The sequence below is a fragment of the Pararhodospirillum oryzae genome, assembly GCF_007992075.1.
Lineage (GTDB): Bacteria > Pseudomonadota > Alphaproteobacteria > Rhodospirillales > Rhodospirillaceae > Pararhodospirillum > Pararhodospirillum oryzae.
In genome coordinates this window covers 35,373-50,630 of sequence record NZ_BJZO01000002.1, presented here as the reverse complement: position 1 = coordinate 50,630, position 15,258 = coordinate 35,373, and the positions used below count along the sequence as shown (strand labels likewise).

The window sequence follows — 15,258 nt, the reverse complement described above, 5'->3', positions numbered from 1 at the left end:
GTCCTTACGCTCCGGGGGGAGGCGCCTCCCCCCGGGCCTGCCCTCAGGCCGTGGCGTCCCGGTTGCGGTACAAAGCCAGGACCAGCCCGGCCGCGACCAGGGCGGCGGTGGAGGCGGTGGCGTTGTAAAGCACGATCCCGACCCCGCCCACCGCCAGGGCCGCCAGCGCCAGCGCGGTGGGATCGCCCCGGCGCAGATGGCGCCCCCAGGCCAGCAAGGCCAGCAGCAGCGCGGCCAGGCCGATCATCTTCCATTCCGTGAGCATGATCAGGCCCCGCCGGGGGCCACACCACCACGGCCCCGCCGCCTGACACGCGGCTCCCATGGCTTCGGGTTCGACAAGATCGTAGCGCAGGCGCGTGGCGATCACCGCCGCGACACCGGCCAGAACGACGCCGGGCAAGGGCTGCGCGGCGCGCAGGGTGCGAAGGGAAATCATGGGTCCGATCATCCGGTGTTGGGAAAAACAGGCCGACGAGAATGACAACGATCGAAGGTGCCGGGACTGGAACAGGATCGTCAACCACCTCGCGGCGCGAAGCAGCGCGCGTTTCCCCACAAAGAGCGGGAAAAGGAAGGAAGAGACTGTTGTAAAATGGCACCATGGTGCCAAAAAAGCACGATTGGGATCCTCGTTTTCCCGTGTCCCCTGGACTCCGAGGGGGTGGGTCCCCATTGTTGCAAGAGTGGAGCAACCGCTTCCGGCTCGCACCGGGAAGCGAGACAACACCGCGCCGGCGGATACCCCGCACCCCCGTGGTCGTGGGCGAAAGGGTGTCTGTATTTCGGAGGCTTTCCATGTGGTTCGGTCGCCAGTCTTTTCCCATGTTCATGCAAACGAGTGCAAGCCCGTCGCGGGTTTGGCGCCCCCGGGGAGTCGTGAAATCCGGCACGGGAACGGGAGTCGGGCCTGTGCTGGCCGGGATTCTCCTGACCACCGCGCTGGGGATGGGAACCAGTGAAGCGACCACCGCCGACCCCGGAAGCAGCCCGGAAAGCGTGCCGGCCGCCGCGCCCGCTCCTGGCGCGCCGGCCGGGCTTGCCGACGGAACCGGCCTTGTCGCGCCTCCGCCCGCCATCCTGGTGACCGCGCTGGGCACCGATGCCCTGGGCCAGGCCTTGATGCCCCTGTACGCGGCCCGCAATTTCGTGCCCGTGTGGATGACCGCCGAAGGCGCCTCGCCGCGCGGCAAGGCCGTGCTGGCAAGCCTGAGCGCCGCCGCCGCCGAGGGCCTTGATCCGACCATGTACCAGCTTGACGCGATTCACGCTCGTCTGGCGGTGGGGACTCCGGAAAACGAACTGGTCGCCGACGCCCTGATCAGCCGCGCCTTCGTGCTGTTCGCCTGCGACCGCCTGTTGGGACAAACGCGCCGTCTGGTGCCTTTTGACCAGCGCGCCGACCTGCTGAGCCGCGAAGAGGGCTGGACGATCGAAACCCTGATCGGCAACGCGGCGGCGGCCCCCGACCCCAAGGCCTTCCTGGCTTCCCTGGAGCCCGCCTCGCCCCAGTACCGTCTGCTGATCGCGGCCCTGGCGCGGTGGCAGGCCCGCGCCCCCCACACCCCGGCGGCGGCCCCGATCGCCGAGGGCCCCTCGCTGCGTCCCGGCGACCGCGGTCCCCGCGTGGCGGCGGCGCGCCAGCGCCTGATCGCCCTGGGCGAGCTGACGGCGGGGGCCAGCCGCGACGCTTCCCTTTTCGACGACGCCATGACCCAGGCGGTCCGGGCCTTTCAGACCCACCACGGCCTGGCCGTGGACGGCGTCCTGGGCCCCGCGTCCCTGGGCGAACTGACCCGGGGCGGCACCGAGCGCGTGGACCAGATCCGCGTCGCCCTGGAGCGCTGGCGCCTGCTGCCCCGAGACCTGGGCGCGGTGAATATTTTCGTCAACGTGCCGCAATATGAGCTGTTCTTGAACGCGGGCCCCCGCGAGGCCTTGCGCATGCCGGTGGCGGTTGGACGGCCGAACGATCCGACGCCGCTGTTCAGCGACGAAATCGAGTACATGGAATTCAATCCCTACTGGAACGTTCCCATTTCCATCGCGCGGGAGGAAGTAATCCCCCGTCAGGTGGAGGATCCGGCCTACCTGGCGCGCCGGGGGTTCACCGTGCTGCCCCGCACCAGCACGCCAGCCCCGGAAACGGCCAGCGATGCCGTGGATTGGGAACGGACCCACCACGCGGCCCGCGCCTACCGTCTGCGCCAGGACCCGGGCCCCAGCAATCCCCTGGGCAGCGTCAAGTTCATGTTCCCGAACCAGTACGCCGTCTACCTGCACGACACCAACTCGCGCGCCGTCTTCTCGCGGTCGTTTCGCGCCGTCAGCCATGGGTGCGTGCGGGTGCAAGATCCGGCGGGCCTGGCCGACTACCTGCTGGCCCATTTCACGGCCCGACCAGGGCAATCGGCGGCGAGTTTCCGGGGGCCGCGTCCCCGGGTCGTCCGCCTCGCATGGCGCGTTCCCGTCCATCTCGCCTACATTACCGCCTGGGCCGACACCACCCGGCCGGGAGCGCCGCTTCGCTTCAACCGCGATGTCTACGACCTGGATCCGGCCTTGTACCGCCGCCTGGAGCAGGCGGCGAGCGCGACGGGCGAAAGCGATGCCGTCGCGGTTCGCTGACGCCTCCGCGCCGCGAGGTGCGGGAGGCGCTTTATTTTGCCTCGTTTACGGTAAAACAGTACCAAATAATAAAAAATCGAGTCGGAACCCCTCCCAAAAGGGATCATTCAAGGGGTGTTGTTTTATATTATCTATCATAAAGTGCTTTTTTGTCGCAGAGATAAACTCAATCCCATGTTTTTTGTGCACAAAGGGTATTTCACAAGCGCCGCGATGGAGATCTTGCGCGCCCCGCCACAAGAAGGCAGAGTCTCTTGGTGTAGTGGATATGTGGATGACTTATGGACACCGGCGGTGAGCGAGCTTTGGATCAGCACGGAAGCCCCTCTGGACTTGGCGGTGGAGGATTTCACGGCCAGGCTCAGGAATTGCGCGACGGCGGGAGAATGCTGGACGCAGATGCGAGAAACTTTCGACCGTCTGGGGTTTCCGCATGTCTCCTATGGCGGGGTGTTTTCACCCCACCTGCGCGCCGATCTGCACCGTGAAACCCTGTACCGGACCCATTTTCCCGCCGATTTCGTGACCCAGTACGAACAAAACGAGCATCTCCGTCACGATATCGTGGTGCAGTGGGCCTTTCGCTTCGATCAACCGGCCTCCTGGCGCCATCTGCGAACGCGCCTGACCCACGCGAGGCGCGAGGAAGCGGTATGGCGCGATGCCCTGGCCTTTGGCGTGCGCAATGGGGTCAGCGTCCCGTTGCGCTTTGGGCGTGAATCCAGCCCGGGCGGTCTCTTCCTCAGCGCCACCGGCCTCGGTGACGAGGATTGGGACGAGCTGACCCGCCACTATGGGCCATCGCTCATCTTGATGGCGTATCTGTTTCACGACGCCATGCAGAAATTTCCCCTGTTCGACAACCGGCTTAATCCCCACGACCGGGTGGTGCAGCTGTCCGACCGGGAGCGCGATTGTCTGCTGTGGGCGGCGCGGGGGTGCCAGGTCAGCGAAATGGCCGATCACCTGCGCCTTGCCGAGCGCACCATTGAACATCGCCTGCGCTCCGCCCGGCGCAAGCTGTCGGCGCGGACCACGGCCCAGGCGGTGGCCCGCGCGCTCAGCCTTGGCCTTTTGCGCTCAAACGCCCCCGAAGCGGCGATGACCTCCGCCTTGTGGGAATCCGCCATTTCCGAAACGCGGCGGGTTATGTAAGGTTCTCACCATGATGTGCGATGCCGCGTGCGCGCTCATCGTGACTATGCTCTCTATCATCCCATGACCACCTTGAAGGGGCCCTCCGGCCCCTTCCTTTTTTGCGCGAAATGGGAAGGGGCCGGAGGGCCCCTTCTTTTTTTGCGCGAGGTGGGTCAAACCGGGCTCAATCGTCTGGCTCGTCGGTCTCCCAATGGGGGGACACCGCGCCAGGAGGCTGGGCCGGAAGGGAGACCGGGGCCAGAATCGACCCGGCCGCCGGAACCAGAACCCGGTGGGGGAACGGAATCGAGATGTTCTCCTCGCGAAAGCGACGATCGATCCCGTAGCGCAGGTCGCTGGCGATCGACATCCGGTTCATCACGTTGGCGGTATAGGCGCGAACCTCGAAGATCAGGGCGCTGTCGCCAAAATCCTTGAACACCACCCAAGGCGCTGGCAGGGGCAAAACCTGCTCATGGGCATTGATAACCTCAAGCAGCACCTTCTTGACGAGATCGGTGTCCGAGCCATAGGCCACGCCCACCGCGACATCAATGCGTCCCAGACGGTTGCGGTGGGTCAGGTTGGTGAAGGGACGCGACAGAATTTCGGCGTTCGGCAAGATGATCGCCGCCTGGGTAAACGTCTCCAGCTCGGTCGCCCGGAAGCTGATGCGTTTCACCAGGCCTTCGTTGCCGTTGATGATCACCCAGTCTCCCACCTTGATCGGCCGTTCAACCAGGATGATCAGACCCGACACGAAGTTATTCACGATGTTTTGCAAGCCGAAGCCGATACCAACCGACAAGGCGCCGGCGATCAGGGCCACGTTGGTGAGATCGATGCCCATGGTGGCCACCGCCAGGGCCGAGGCAACGATGGCCCCGAGATAGCCCAACCCGGTGGTTAGCGAGTGTCGCACCCCGGGGTCCATGCCCGTCTGCACCAGCACCTTGCGCTGCAAGGTGCTTTGGATCATGCGGGTGAAGGCCATGGCCCCCAGGAACACCCCGATGCCCACCGAGATGTCGACCACCGAAATGGTGACGCTGCCCACCTTGATGCCGGTCAGCAAGGTGACAACCGTATCCACCACTTCTTGCGAGGGCACGCCCCACACCGGGGCGCCGAGATAAACGAGCCCCAGCAGCAGCCCGATATCAATGGTTGCCCGCATCCAGAAACCGGCGCGTGACTGGCCGGTTTCCCCCCATCCCAGGCGGGTGCGCAGCCAGGCCGACCGGGTGAGCAGCCCGGTCAGATCCCGCAGCACCCCGCGCACGATCAAGGCCCCGCCCATCAGGGCGCAGCTGGCCAGCAGGCCATTGATCAGGAAGCTCCCCAGGCGACCATAGCCGAACAGGCCGGCCAGCATGCCCACGATGGCCGTGAGCAACACCAGTCCGCGCCCCAGCCACAGCAGGCGACGGGCGCTCAAGGCGCTTTCGTCGTCGTCATGGGCAAGCGAGACGCCGGTGGCGGCTTCCTCGGTGGGATGGATGCCATTGCTCCACAGATCGCGTCCGGACAGGCGCACCAGGATGGCGCCTTCCATCAGCTTGAGGCCCGATGTCACCAGCCACAGCGTTTCGGGCGTGGGATCGAAGTCATCGGCGAGCAACAGCAGGAAAACATCGATGGCCAGCACCACCGACAACCCTTGAATGATGCGGCTGAGCCGGACGGCCTGGGCATCGTTGTGGGTCGTGAGACGCCAGTCGGGCAGCCCCGGGGCCAGGGCGGCACGGGTAAAGGCCCGCGCCGCGACCAGGACAAGAAGGGCAAGAAAGGTGCTGGAAACCAGATGGCGCAGCAGGTCGTCGTCTTGCAGGTTGACCTGGGCCCACGCGATCATTCCCGCCATCAGCAAGGCGGGCAACAGGCCATTGGCCAGTCCCTCGGCCAGGGCCCCCAGGGTACGCTGGGCATAGGTGGGGGCGGTTTCGGTGACCCGGCGCCCGAAGCGCCGCAGCACCCACCAGCGCCCCCCCAGGCCAAGCACGATGCCGGCCGCGCCCCACAACGCCACCAGCCCCAGGGTGCGCGACCGGGAATCGGTGGCCGACCCTCCGGAAAACCACTCACCCGGCGCGCTCACGATCATGTCCACCGCGCGCACGGTATCGTCGGCGGCCTTGCTCAGCACGACCGAGGACCAGGGTTCGGGCGTGGGATCGAACAGCGTGGAAACCAGGGTGTTGCGCCGGAAGGCGGCGATGCGCCCCAGCAAGGCCTCGGCCCGGGTGCTGGCGACCTCGGCCTTGGCCACCCGGGCCCGCCACGTGGCCAGATCGGTGGTGTAGGTGGTCCGGCGCTGGCGGATGTCGGCGGGTTCGGGCCCCTGCTCCTCGTCGGGCGGGGGGCCCAGGGCACTCAGCAGGCGCTCGGTCTCGCCCACGCGCTGGGTGGCCTCGGTGTTCAGGCTGGTCACGTCCTCGCGAATGGCGCGCAGGCGGGCGGCGTAGTCGTCCAGCACCTTGTCGGTGCCCGAAAGACCGGGCTTGCCCAGGGCGGCTTCGATCGCGTTCAGGCTCTTGTCCCAGGCCTTGTTCGCCGCGTCCATGCGATCGGGCAGCGGCGCGGCGGCCGCGGCCGCGGCCGCCTTGGGCTGGGAATCGGCGGCATACGCCAGCGGGGCCGGTCCCATTCCCGGGATCACCGCCAGGGCCAGGGCCAGCCCCAGGACCAGCCCCAAAAGAGCGCGCGAAAGGCAAACGGACCTTTCGCCGCCCCCCATGCATTGCATCATGATGCGCCGTTCCCCTGGGTGCCCCGACCGTTTGCCGCCATCAGGCGGGCGATGTCTTCCAGGCGGCCGTCATTGTCCAGATCCTCCACGCAGAGCCCGAGCCGGCGGCGCCAGTTGGGATGCTGATCGATGGTTCCGGGCAGGTTGGCTTGCTCACGTTCTTCCAGGATATCCTCCATCTGGACGGTGACCAGCAGGCTCGGGGTGCGCGCGAGCCACTCCGACACGGCCGGCACCAGGTTGGCCGGCGGTTCGAACCCCTCGCTGGGGGCGAGCGGGCACCCGGCCGCGGCCAGGGTATCGCGAATCAAGGGGCGGTCGTTGTGCCGCTCCATGCTTTCCATGTCACGAATCCCGGGGGTGGGGAACAGACCCAGGTCGTGCTTCCAGGCCAGGTCCCGCCCGGCCCAGAAGCCATGCAAGGTGGGCAGATCATGCGTGGTCGCCGAGACGGCGGCCAGTCTTGGATAGTCGGCGGGCGGAACCAGGGCCCGGCCCTCGCGCCGCTCGAAATAGAAAAGGCGGCACGACAGGATGCCCGCCTCGACCATGCGGTCGCGGAAACCGTCGGGCACCGTGCCCAGGTCCTCGCCGATCACAAGGCAGCGGGCGCGATGGCTTTCCAGGGCCAGCACCGCCAGCAGATCCTCGAACGGCTGGCGGACATACACACCCTCGCGCCCCTCCATGCCCCGGGGAATGCAAAACAGGCGCATCAGGCCCAGGACATGGTCCATGCGCAAAACCCCGGCGTGGCGCATGTTGGCCCGGATCATGCGCGCGAAGGGCTCGTAGCCGGCGGCGCGCATCCGTTCGGGGTGGAACGGCGAAAAGCCCCAGTTCTGCCCGGCCGCGTTCCACGGATCGGGAGGCGCGCCCACGGCAAGACCCGCCACCAGCAGATCGCCCAGCATCCAGGAATCGGCCCCCGTGGGATCCGAGCCCAGGGCAAGGTCGCGATAAAGCCCCAGGCGCTGCCCGGAGCGCCGGGCCGCCTCGGCCACCGCCTCAAGCTGCCGGTCCGCCTCGAACTGACACCACGAATGGAAGTCAACCCGACGGCGGTGGGATTCGGTGATCGCCGCCACCGCGCCCGAGGCCGGATCTTGGTATTCCGCCGGCCAGTCGCGCCACGAACAGCCCCGTGAGGCGAACAGTTCGGCCAGGACCTGGAACACGGCAAAGCGTTCCAGCAAGAAGCCGCCCTCGGCCACGAACTGGGCGAAGGCCTCGGCCCGGGGCGAGCGGGACGCCCGGTGCACCTGCTCGAACACCGAGAACGCTTCTTCCAGGGCTCGCATCTTGCGGGGCCCCACGGCGGCGTTATCGATCAGATCGCCGGCGCGCAAGGCCGCGAGTTCCCCTTCGTCGGGCGCGAGGACCGGATCATGCGCCAGCTCGGGCAGATCGTTGATCGCGATGTAAAGGGGATTCAAGAACAGCCTTGAGTTGGGCGAATAGGGGCTGGCGTGCAAGGGACGGGTGGGGAACAGGGCGTGCACCGGATTAATGCCGATCACGTCGCCGCCATGGCGCCCGACCAGTCGGGTCAGGGCAGCAAGGGTGCCGAAATCGCCCATGCCCCAGTCGGCGCGCCCGCGCAGGCCGTGAACCTGACAGGTTACCCCCCAAAGGCGCAACGAATCCTCGCCGTCGGCCGCCTTGGGCAGCCAGCAGCGCGCCGGCGCGACGATCAGGGTGATCTCGTGGGGGGGAACGGAAAAGCCTTCCACCCGCAACCTGTGGTATCCAAGTGGAGGTGTTGCGATCGGGAGATCAAGGCGTCGCAGAAGACGGGCCCCGTCCGCGCCCTCCTCGCCCATCGGCAGCGTGGTGGGGTCGAACAGCCCTTCGGCCGGGGGCAGGTCGCACCCGTTCTCCCAGATCACGGTCCAGCGCCCCGGCCCTGCTCCACGCGGCCAGGCCACGGGAACCGAAAGCGGGGCTTCGGACTCGCCGATCCTGGCGCGGCGATGAACAACAACCGGTGGTAGCAATGGCACGGGGCCGGGGATTTTCCAATCGGACAAAATCCGTTCGGCCTCGGTGGCGTCGTGCAAGGGCCAGCCCAGGGCGGCCAAGGTCGCCACCAGCGCGCGGTCGGGCACCTCGATGTACGCCCCCAACGCATCATAATAGCGGTCCAGCAGGCCGGCCCGCTCGGCCAGACGGCGCAAAGCGCCCGAGGAGTCGTCAGACATCAGCGTCGTCTTTCCCGTATGAATTAGCCCCAGGGCCTGTTTTCGTCATCCCCGTGGTGGGGACCCGGATCCCGGCGGAAAATGGCAAGGGACCTTGCTTCCACCGCGTAGGCGTGCCCATCCAGGGGGGCCGCGATGCGCTCAACCCCCGGACGCGCCGTATCGAGCAACAAGGACCAGGACGTGCCCGATCCCAGCGGCGGCAAGATCATGTCCACCGCGCGCGGATGGGCGTTGAACGCGACCAGGAAACTGTAGTCGGGCTCGGGCTGGCCCATCTCGGTCACGAAATAGTCGCCCGCCTCGCCCCGGATGAGAAAGGCCAGGAAACGGTCCTCGGGATCGGCCCAGTGCTCGGGCTTCAAGCGCTCGCGGCCCTGGGCATCAAGCCAGGTCAGATCCTTGATGTCCGTCCCGCGCAAGGTCACCCCGTGGAAAAAGCGGTTGCGATGGAAAACCCGGTGATGCTTGCGCAGGCGCACCAGCCACCGAACCAGCCGGATCATCTGGCGACCCTTGGGTCCCAGGGCCCCCCAGTTGATCCACGAAATTTCATTGTCCTGGCAATAGGGATTATTGTTGCCCTTTTGCGAGCGTCCGAATTCGTCGCCCGCGACCAACATGGGCACCCCTTGCGAAAGCAGCAAGGTCGCCAGGAAATTACGCATCTGCCGCAAGCGCAGTTCCTGGATCTCGGGATCGACCGAGGGGCCTTCCTCGCCGTGATTCCAGGAATGGTTGTTGTCGGTGCCGTCGCGGCCGTCCTCGCCGTTGGCCTGGTTGTGCTTGTGGTTGTAGGTCACCAGGTCGGCCAGGGTAAACCCGTCGTGGGCGGTCACGAAGTTGATGCTGGCCCACGGGCAGCGGCCGCGTTTGTCGAACAGGTCCGACGAGCCGGTCAGGCGCGTTGCCAGCTCGGCCACCTGACCGCGATCACCCTTCCAGAAACGCCGCACGGTATCTCGATACCGATCGTTCCATTCGGCGAACCCGGGCGGGAATCCCCCCAGGCGATAACCGCCGTCGCCCACGTCCCAGGGCTCGGCAATCAGCTTGACGGTGGAGAGCACCGGATCCTGGCGCACGGCTTCGATGAAGCCCGCATGGGGATCGAAGGCTCCTTTGTCGCGCGCCAGTGTTGTCGCCAGATCGAACCGGAACCCATCCACGCGCATATCCTCGACCCAGTAGCGCAGCGAATCCATGACCAGTTGCAAGACCCGGGGATGGCGCATGTTCAAGGTGTTGCCGCACCCGGTGCTGTCTTGATAATAGCGCTCGCGCCCGGGAACCAGGCGGTAATAACTGGCGTTGTCGATGCCCTTGAAGCTCAAGGTGGGGCCCAGATGATTGCCTTCGGCGGTGTGGTTGTAAACCACGTCCAGGATCACCTCAATACCCGCATCATGCATGACCTGAACGAATGTCTTGAATTCGCCCAGCTTGCCACTGGACAGGTATTCGGAATGGGGCGCGAAGAACCCAAGACTGTTGTAACCCCAATAATTACTCAGTCCCTTGCGCACCAGGTGGCGATCGTGGACGAAGGCATGCACCGGCAGCAGCTCGATCGAGGTGATTCCCAGGCTTTTCAGGTAGCCGACCACGGCCTGGTCGGCCATGCCGGCGAAGGTGCCGCGATGGGGTCGGGGCACGTCGGGATGGCGGATGGTATAGCCCTTGACGTGCAGTTCGTACAAAATCATCTCGTGCCAGGGCACACGGGGTTTACGCTCCTCCCCCCAGGTGAAGGCCGTGTCCATCACCACGCACTTGGGCATGTAGGGAGCGTTGTCGCGCGTGTCAAAAGTCAGATCCTCGGCCGCCGCGCCCAGACGGTAGCCAAAATGGGCATCGGTCCATTCCAGCTGCCCCCCCCAGGCCTTGGCATACGGATCAAGCACCAGTTTATTGGCGTTGAAGCGGTGCCCCAGGTCCGGCGCGTAGGGACCATGGACGCGGTAGCCGTAGCGTTGGCCCGGCCGCGCGTCGGGCAGATAGCCGTGCCAGATTTCATGCGTGTATTCGGGCAGGGCGACCCGAGCCGTTTCCCGGCCGCCGTCGCCTTCGAACAGGCACAACTCTACCTTTTCGGCGTTCTCTGAAAACAAGGCGAAGTTGACCCCTCGCCCGTCCCAGGTCGCACCAAGGGGATAGGGGCGGCCCGGCCATACCCGGGGGCGGGTTAGAGACATGGCGCAGGTTCCCTCTGTCTAGTGCCGCGACACCGAACCCGTTCCCGCTGGAAAACGGATGCGATGTCGATCTAATTTACAGCGAGTTGGGCACAGTGAACAGGGGGCGTGCAGATAATGGATGAAATGGGGCAATAAGTAGGCATCCTAAAAAGTGAATAAGTCAAGCAAACCACGCCCATCGAGGACTGTGGACCCATTATGATGTGCCCTTCACAAAGGCGTCGCATAAATATGGCGTGATCAGGGACCTGTTTCTGGTAAGGTTCTCTCCCGGAGAGCAACGCGCGCAAGGGAGAGGGGCCAGTGCGCATGCAAACGCCACCGGCTCGGGCATCGCTGGACATGCCGCCCCCCATTTCCCTTTCCGATGCCGCCTTCCCCCCCGGGGGAAGGTTTTTTTTCGCGCCGGTTGCCCCCTTTCGCTCCACTCCCATCCAAAGAGGCCGCCATGGGCAAGCGCTGTCGTGCCGTTCCCTCCCCGCGCCCCGAAGCCGACCGATCCGACACCCCGGCCGCCGTCCACACCATTGGCGGCTCTTGGGACCCTCTTGAAGAACGCCGGGAGCAAAGCTACCGCCGCACGGTTCGCCCCTACAACGACGCCCAGCGTCGCCTGCTCGACGCCATGACCACCCACCCCCTGACCCTGGCCCTGGGACCGGCGGGAACCGGCAAGACCTACCTTGCCATCGCCCGGGCGGTGGAAGCCCTGGAAGACGGGGTGGTTGACCGCCTGGTCCTCTCGCGCCCCGCCGTCGAGGCCGGGGAAAGCCTGGGCTTCCTGCCCGGCACCTTGGAAGACAAGCTCCAGCCTTATTTGCGCCCGCTCTACGATGCGCTTGCCGATCGCCTGGGCGGCAAGCGCCTGCGCGCCCTGCTCGCCGATGGCACCATTGAAATCGCCCCCATTGCCTACATGCGCGGGCGCACCCTCAACAACAGCTTCGTGGTCATCGACGAAGCCCAGAACTGCACCTATGGCCAGATCAAGATGCTGCTCACCCGCCTGGGCTGGCATTCGCGCATGGTGCTGACCGGCGATCCCGACCAGACCGACCTGCTGCCCGGCCTTTCCGGCCTGGCCGAAACCGCCTCGCGCCTGGAGGTGATCGACGAAATCGGCATTGTCCGCCTGAGCGAGCACGACGTGGTCCGCCACCCCCTGGTGGCCTGCATGCTGCAACTCCTGTAGGGTCCGTCAGCTTCAGACAGAAGCGGGCAGACACTGTATCCATTTGTTTGAGTTTGTCTTTTCGGAAAAAGCGATGTCCACTTTTCCCTGACAAACTCTCCCTCCGGGTCGCCCGCCCACGGCACGCTGGGCTCGGACGGGGGGCGTGGCCATGGCGCCCGACCCGATGAAAACGCGAGCGGCCCCGGCGCGGTTGAGCCGGGGCCGTCGCCATGAGGTCTCATTGCTGTCGCGATGTCAGTCCCGATGGGATCCGAGCTCGGCGTAGAACGCGGGGGCAACCCGACGCAGCCGCGCGGCCATCACCGCGCCAACGCCGGCGGCCACCAGCAGGCTGGCCGGCAGGGCCAGGGCCAGGGCCGAGGAGGCGCCGGTCAACAGGCCGAAGTTGACCACGGCCAACCCGGTCATCACCACCAGAATGACCCCGGCCAGCGCCGGCACCAGCTGGATGCGCAGCCAGCCCGTTTCAAGCCGGGGGTTGCGGCGGAAAAACAGCACCACGGAGAGCGACGTCAGGGCCATGAGCGCCATTACCGCCAGGGCACCAAGGTTGGTCAGCCAGGAGAACATCGCCAGAACCGGATCAAGACCGGCAAGAGCGAACAAAACGACCATCACCAGGGCCAGCACGCTTTGCACCGCCGAGCCAAAATGGGGGCTTTGGTGGTCGTCATGGGTCCGCCCCAGGCAGAGCGGCAGCAGCCTTTCCCGGCCAAGGGCGAAAAAGTAGCGGGCCACCGCGTTGTGAAAGGCCAGCAGGGCCGCGAACAAGCTGGTGACGAATAAAATCCGCATGGCCCCGCTGAGGCCGCCACCGACATAGCGATCCGACAGCGAGAACAGGAAGGTGTTGGGGTCGGCAAGCCCGGCCAGCAGGGCCGTGACCTTGTCGGGACCGGCGCCAAGCGCCATGCACCACGTGGTGAAGGTATAAAACGCCCCGATCAGAATCACCGACAGATAGGTGGCGCGCGGGATGGTGCGCCGGGGATTGCTGGCTTCCTCGCTGTAGATGCTTGACGCCTCGAAGCCAACGAAACTTGCGAAACAAAACAGCAGCGCGATCGACAGGCTGCCATCGGTCAGGCGGGCCGGAGCAAACGGGACGAGGCTGATTCCGCCATCGCCGCCATGGCGCAGGATCGCGACATCAAGCACCAGCACCACCAGAAACTCGGCCGCCACCAGCAAGCCGAGCACCCGCGCCGACAGATCCACGTTGCGGTAGCCCAGCCCGGCGATCACCCCCACCGCCCCCAGGGTACAAACCCACCATGGCACCGTTAGTTGGAAATCGGCCAGCAGCCAGGCCGAGGTGGCGGCCCCGAACAGGCCGTAGATGCCGATCTGCATCGCATTGTAGGCCAGCAGCGCGAGCAGGGCCGCCGCGCCGCCGGCAATCCCGCCGCAGCCCTGCACGGTGAAGGCGTAGAACCCGCCGGAATTGGAGATGTTTCGGGCCATCGCGGTGTAGCCGACGCTAAACAGCAGGACCGCCAGGGTCACCAGGGCATAGGCCCCCGCCAGCCCTGGACCATTGCCCAAAAGCATTGCGATCGGCGCTCCTCCGGCAACCGCGGTCAGGGGCGCGGCGGCGGAAACGACAAAGAAGGTGATCGCGGCGACGCCAAGCGCGCCGCGCCGGAGTTCATGGACCGGCGGGAGGGGGGACGAAATCGCCACGACGGGGCTGGAATTGTTCATGTCACGTCAACCTTGCAAACGTCGGACCGGCTCGCGGGCCGGAATGGCACCTGCATCGGGTCCGTGCTTTCGGACGGCACGGCGGGAGCCAGCCCCCCCGGCAGGGTATGCACACTAATTAGGCACGACGCAAATGTGCTTATTTTTTCTTCACACAAGCCCGACCCTATGGGAGGATGACGTCAGGAACTTGACTTATGGCGCCATAGACTTGATGTCCGGCGCCGAGGCGGAGACGACCATGGCCACGGCCGAACCGATGGTACTTTCCTCCCTGATGCACCATGTCATCGACGGACTGAAGGCGCGCCAGATCGACCCGTCGCCGCTGTTGCGGCGCCACGACATCCCGCCGGAATGGCTGATGAACCCCTATGGCGAGGTGCCGCTACGCAAGTACGTCGAGCTCCTGGAAGAAGCGGCAGAGGTGGCGGAAGCCCCGGATTTCGGGCTGAGCCTGGCTCGCGGGGCCAGCCCGTTCAATCTCGGCCCGGTCGGATTGTTGTTTGCCAGCTCGCCCGATCTCGGCCGCGCCCTGCACGGGCTGGCCTTGCATGTCGGGGTGCTTCAGGAGCGGACCACCTGCGAACTGGTGCCGGCGGGCGAGGCCGCGGTGTTCCGCTATCGAATCGAGGACGAGCGGGTCCGCAACCGGCGCCAGGAGGCGGAGTACACCATGGCAGTCACCTGCCAGCTGATCCGCGCCATCGCCGGCCCGGCCTGGGTGCCGGAGGAAGTGCATTTCGAGCACCCCACCCCCGCCGCCACCCAGGCCCACACCGCGATGTTCGGCGCCCCGCTCTATTTCGACCAGCCGATGAATGTCCTGCTGCTGCGCCGCCAGGATCTCGGCCTGCGCAACCCGCAGACCGACGAGCGGATGGCTTCGTTCTTCCTCCACCACGTCAGCTTGATGCGGCGCCATCACAGCAACCGCCGCTCGCTGAGCGATCAGGTCCGCGCCATCGTCCGCAACCACCTGCCCAGCACCGAGGGAATCGTCAGGGTCGGCGAAGCGGCCAAGGCCGCCGGCTTGTCGGCCCGCTCGATGCAGCGAGCCCTGCAACGCGAAAACGCCGGCTTCCGGGCCATCAAGGACGGCGAGCGCCGCACCCTGGCCGAACGCTATCTCCGCCACACCTCCACCCCGATCACCGAGGTGGCCCTGATGCTGGGCTACGCGGATCCCGCCTGCTTCACCCGCGCCTGCCGGCGCTGGTTCGGCGTCTCTCCGCGCGATCTGCGCCGGGGCAAGACACGCCCCGGGGACGAGGCGGGATCGGCGGCCCTCCCCGCCCGCCGCCTGGAGACCGAGGCCTCCAGACCGTCGCCTTCTGCTTGACATGAAAAAGGGAGGGGCGGCCCGGCGAGCGCACGAGACCCGCCCTCTCGACCAGGGACCCGCCGGGGACGGCTTGGGGTATCGCGCGCTGAACCGGATCCAGG

9 protein-coding genes are annotated in these 15,258 nt (G+C 66.2%); 4 read left to right on the top strand and 5 right to left on the bottom strand.

What is annotated here, in order from left to right:
- Window positions 1–43: 43 nt before the first annotated feature.
- Window positions 44–439 carry a hypothetical protein gene (locus ROR02_RS00615; RefSeq protein WP_147162063.1) on the bottom strand — a complete coding sequence of 132 codons (396 nt, stop codon included), beginning with the start codon at window positions 437–439 and terminating at the stop codon, window positions 44–46.
- Between the two features lie 473 nt (window positions 440–912).
- Here ROR02_RS00615 and ROR02_RS00610 point away from each other — a divergent pair, with 473 nt between their 5' ends.
- A complete protein-coding gene (locus ROR02_RS00610) occupies window positions 913–2,628 on the top strand; it encodes a L,D-transpeptidase family protein (protein WP_170244898.1) in 1,716 nt (571 codons plus the stop codon).
- A gap of 270 nt (window positions 2,629–2,898) precedes the next feature.
- Window positions 2,899–3,783 (top strand): helix-turn-helix transcriptional regulator, encoded by an 885-nt coding sequence (locus tag ROR02_RS00605; protein ID WP_307725130.1) that lies wholly within the window; start codon window positions 2,899–2,901, stop codon window positions 3,781–3,783.
- 166 nt (window positions 3,784–3,949) lie between these two features.
- Here the strand turns inward: ROR02_RS00605 and ROR02_RS00600 are convergent, their stop codons facing one another.
- The 3 genes from ROR02_RS00600 to glgX are packed head-to-tail and all read right to left on the bottom strand — an operon-like array spanning window position 3,950 to window position 10,910.
- Window positions 3,950–6,514 (bottom strand): mechanosensitive ion channel family protein, encoded by a 2,565-nt coding sequence (locus ROR02_RS00600; protein ID WP_147162061.1) that lies wholly within the window; start codon window positions 6,512–6,514, stop codon window positions 3,950–3,952.
- A complete protein-coding gene (malQ, locus tag ROR02_RS00595) occupies window positions 6,511–8,715 on the bottom strand; it encodes a 4-alpha-glucanotransferase (protein ID WP_147162060.1) in 2,205 nt (734 codons plus the stop codon). The genes ROR02_RS00600 and malQ overlap by 4 nt, the downstream gene beginning before the upstream one ends.
- Before the next feature lie 23 nt (window positions 8,716–8,738).
- Window positions 8,739–10,910, bottom strand: a complete 2,172-nt coding sequence (gene glgX, locus ROR02_RS00590; protein WP_147162059.1) for a glycogen debranching protein GlgX — start codon at window positions 10,908–10,910, stop codon at window positions 8,739–8,741.
- Between the two features lie 451 nt (window positions 10,911–11,361).
- On the opposite strand from glgX, the gene ROR02_RS00585 reads away from it, so the two are divergent.
- Window positions 11,362–12,105: a PhoH family protein gene (locus ROR02_RS00585; protein WP_147162058.1), complete on the top strand. Its 744-nt coding sequence runs from the start codon at window positions 11,362–11,364 to the stop codon at window positions 12,103–12,105.
- A 237-nt stretch (window positions 12,106–12,342) separates the two neighbouring features.
- Here the strand turns inward: ROR02_RS00585 and ROR02_RS00580 are convergent, their stop codons facing one another.
- Window positions 12,343–13,812, bottom strand: a complete 1,470-nt coding sequence (locus tag ROR02_RS00580; protein WP_147162057.1) for an APC family permease — start codon at window positions 13,810–13,812, stop codon at window positions 12,343–12,345.
- A 259-nt stretch (window positions 13,813–14,071) separates the two neighbouring features.
- Between ROR02_RS00580 and ROR02_RS00575 the strand changes: the two genes are divergently transcribed.
- Window positions 14,072–15,154: an AraC family transcriptional regulator gene (locus tag ROR02_RS00575; protein WP_170244897.1), complete on the top strand. Its 1,083-nt coding sequence runs from the start codon at window positions 14,072–14,074 to the stop codon at window positions 15,152–15,154.
- The last annotated feature ends 104 nt before the right edge of the window (window positions 15,155–15,258 follow it).

Bases quoted from the DNA above. Each gene is read 5' to 3' on its own strand.
- ROR02_RS00575 (WP_170244897.1), top strand. From the start codon at position 14,072: ATGGTACTTTCCTCCCTGATGCACCATGTCATCGACGGACTGAAGGCG.
- glgX (WP_147162059.1), bottom strand. From the start codon at position 10,910: ATGTCTCTAACCCGCCCCCGGGTATGGCCGGGCCGCCCCTATCCCCTT.
- ROR02_RS00615 (WP_147162063.1), bottom strand. From the start codon at position 439: ATGATTTCCCTTCGCACCCTGCGCGCCGCGCAGCCCTTGCCCGGCGTC.
- ROR02_RS00585 (WP_147162058.1), top strand. From the start codon at position 11,362: ATGGGCAAGCGCTGTCGTGCCGTTCCCTCCCCGCGCCCCGAAGCCGAC.
- malQ (WP_147162060.1), bottom strand. From the start codon at position 8,715: ATGTCTGACGACTCCTCGGGCGCTTTGCGCCGTCTGGCCGAGCGGGCC.
- ROR02_RS00580 (WP_147162057.1), bottom strand. From the start codon at position 13,812: ATGAACAATTCCAGCCCCGTCGTGGCGATTTCGTCCCCCCTCCCGCCG.
- ROR02_RS00600 (WP_147162061.1), bottom strand. From the start codon at position 6,514: ATGATGCAATGCATGGGGGGCGGCGAAAGGTCCGTTTGCCTTTCGCGC.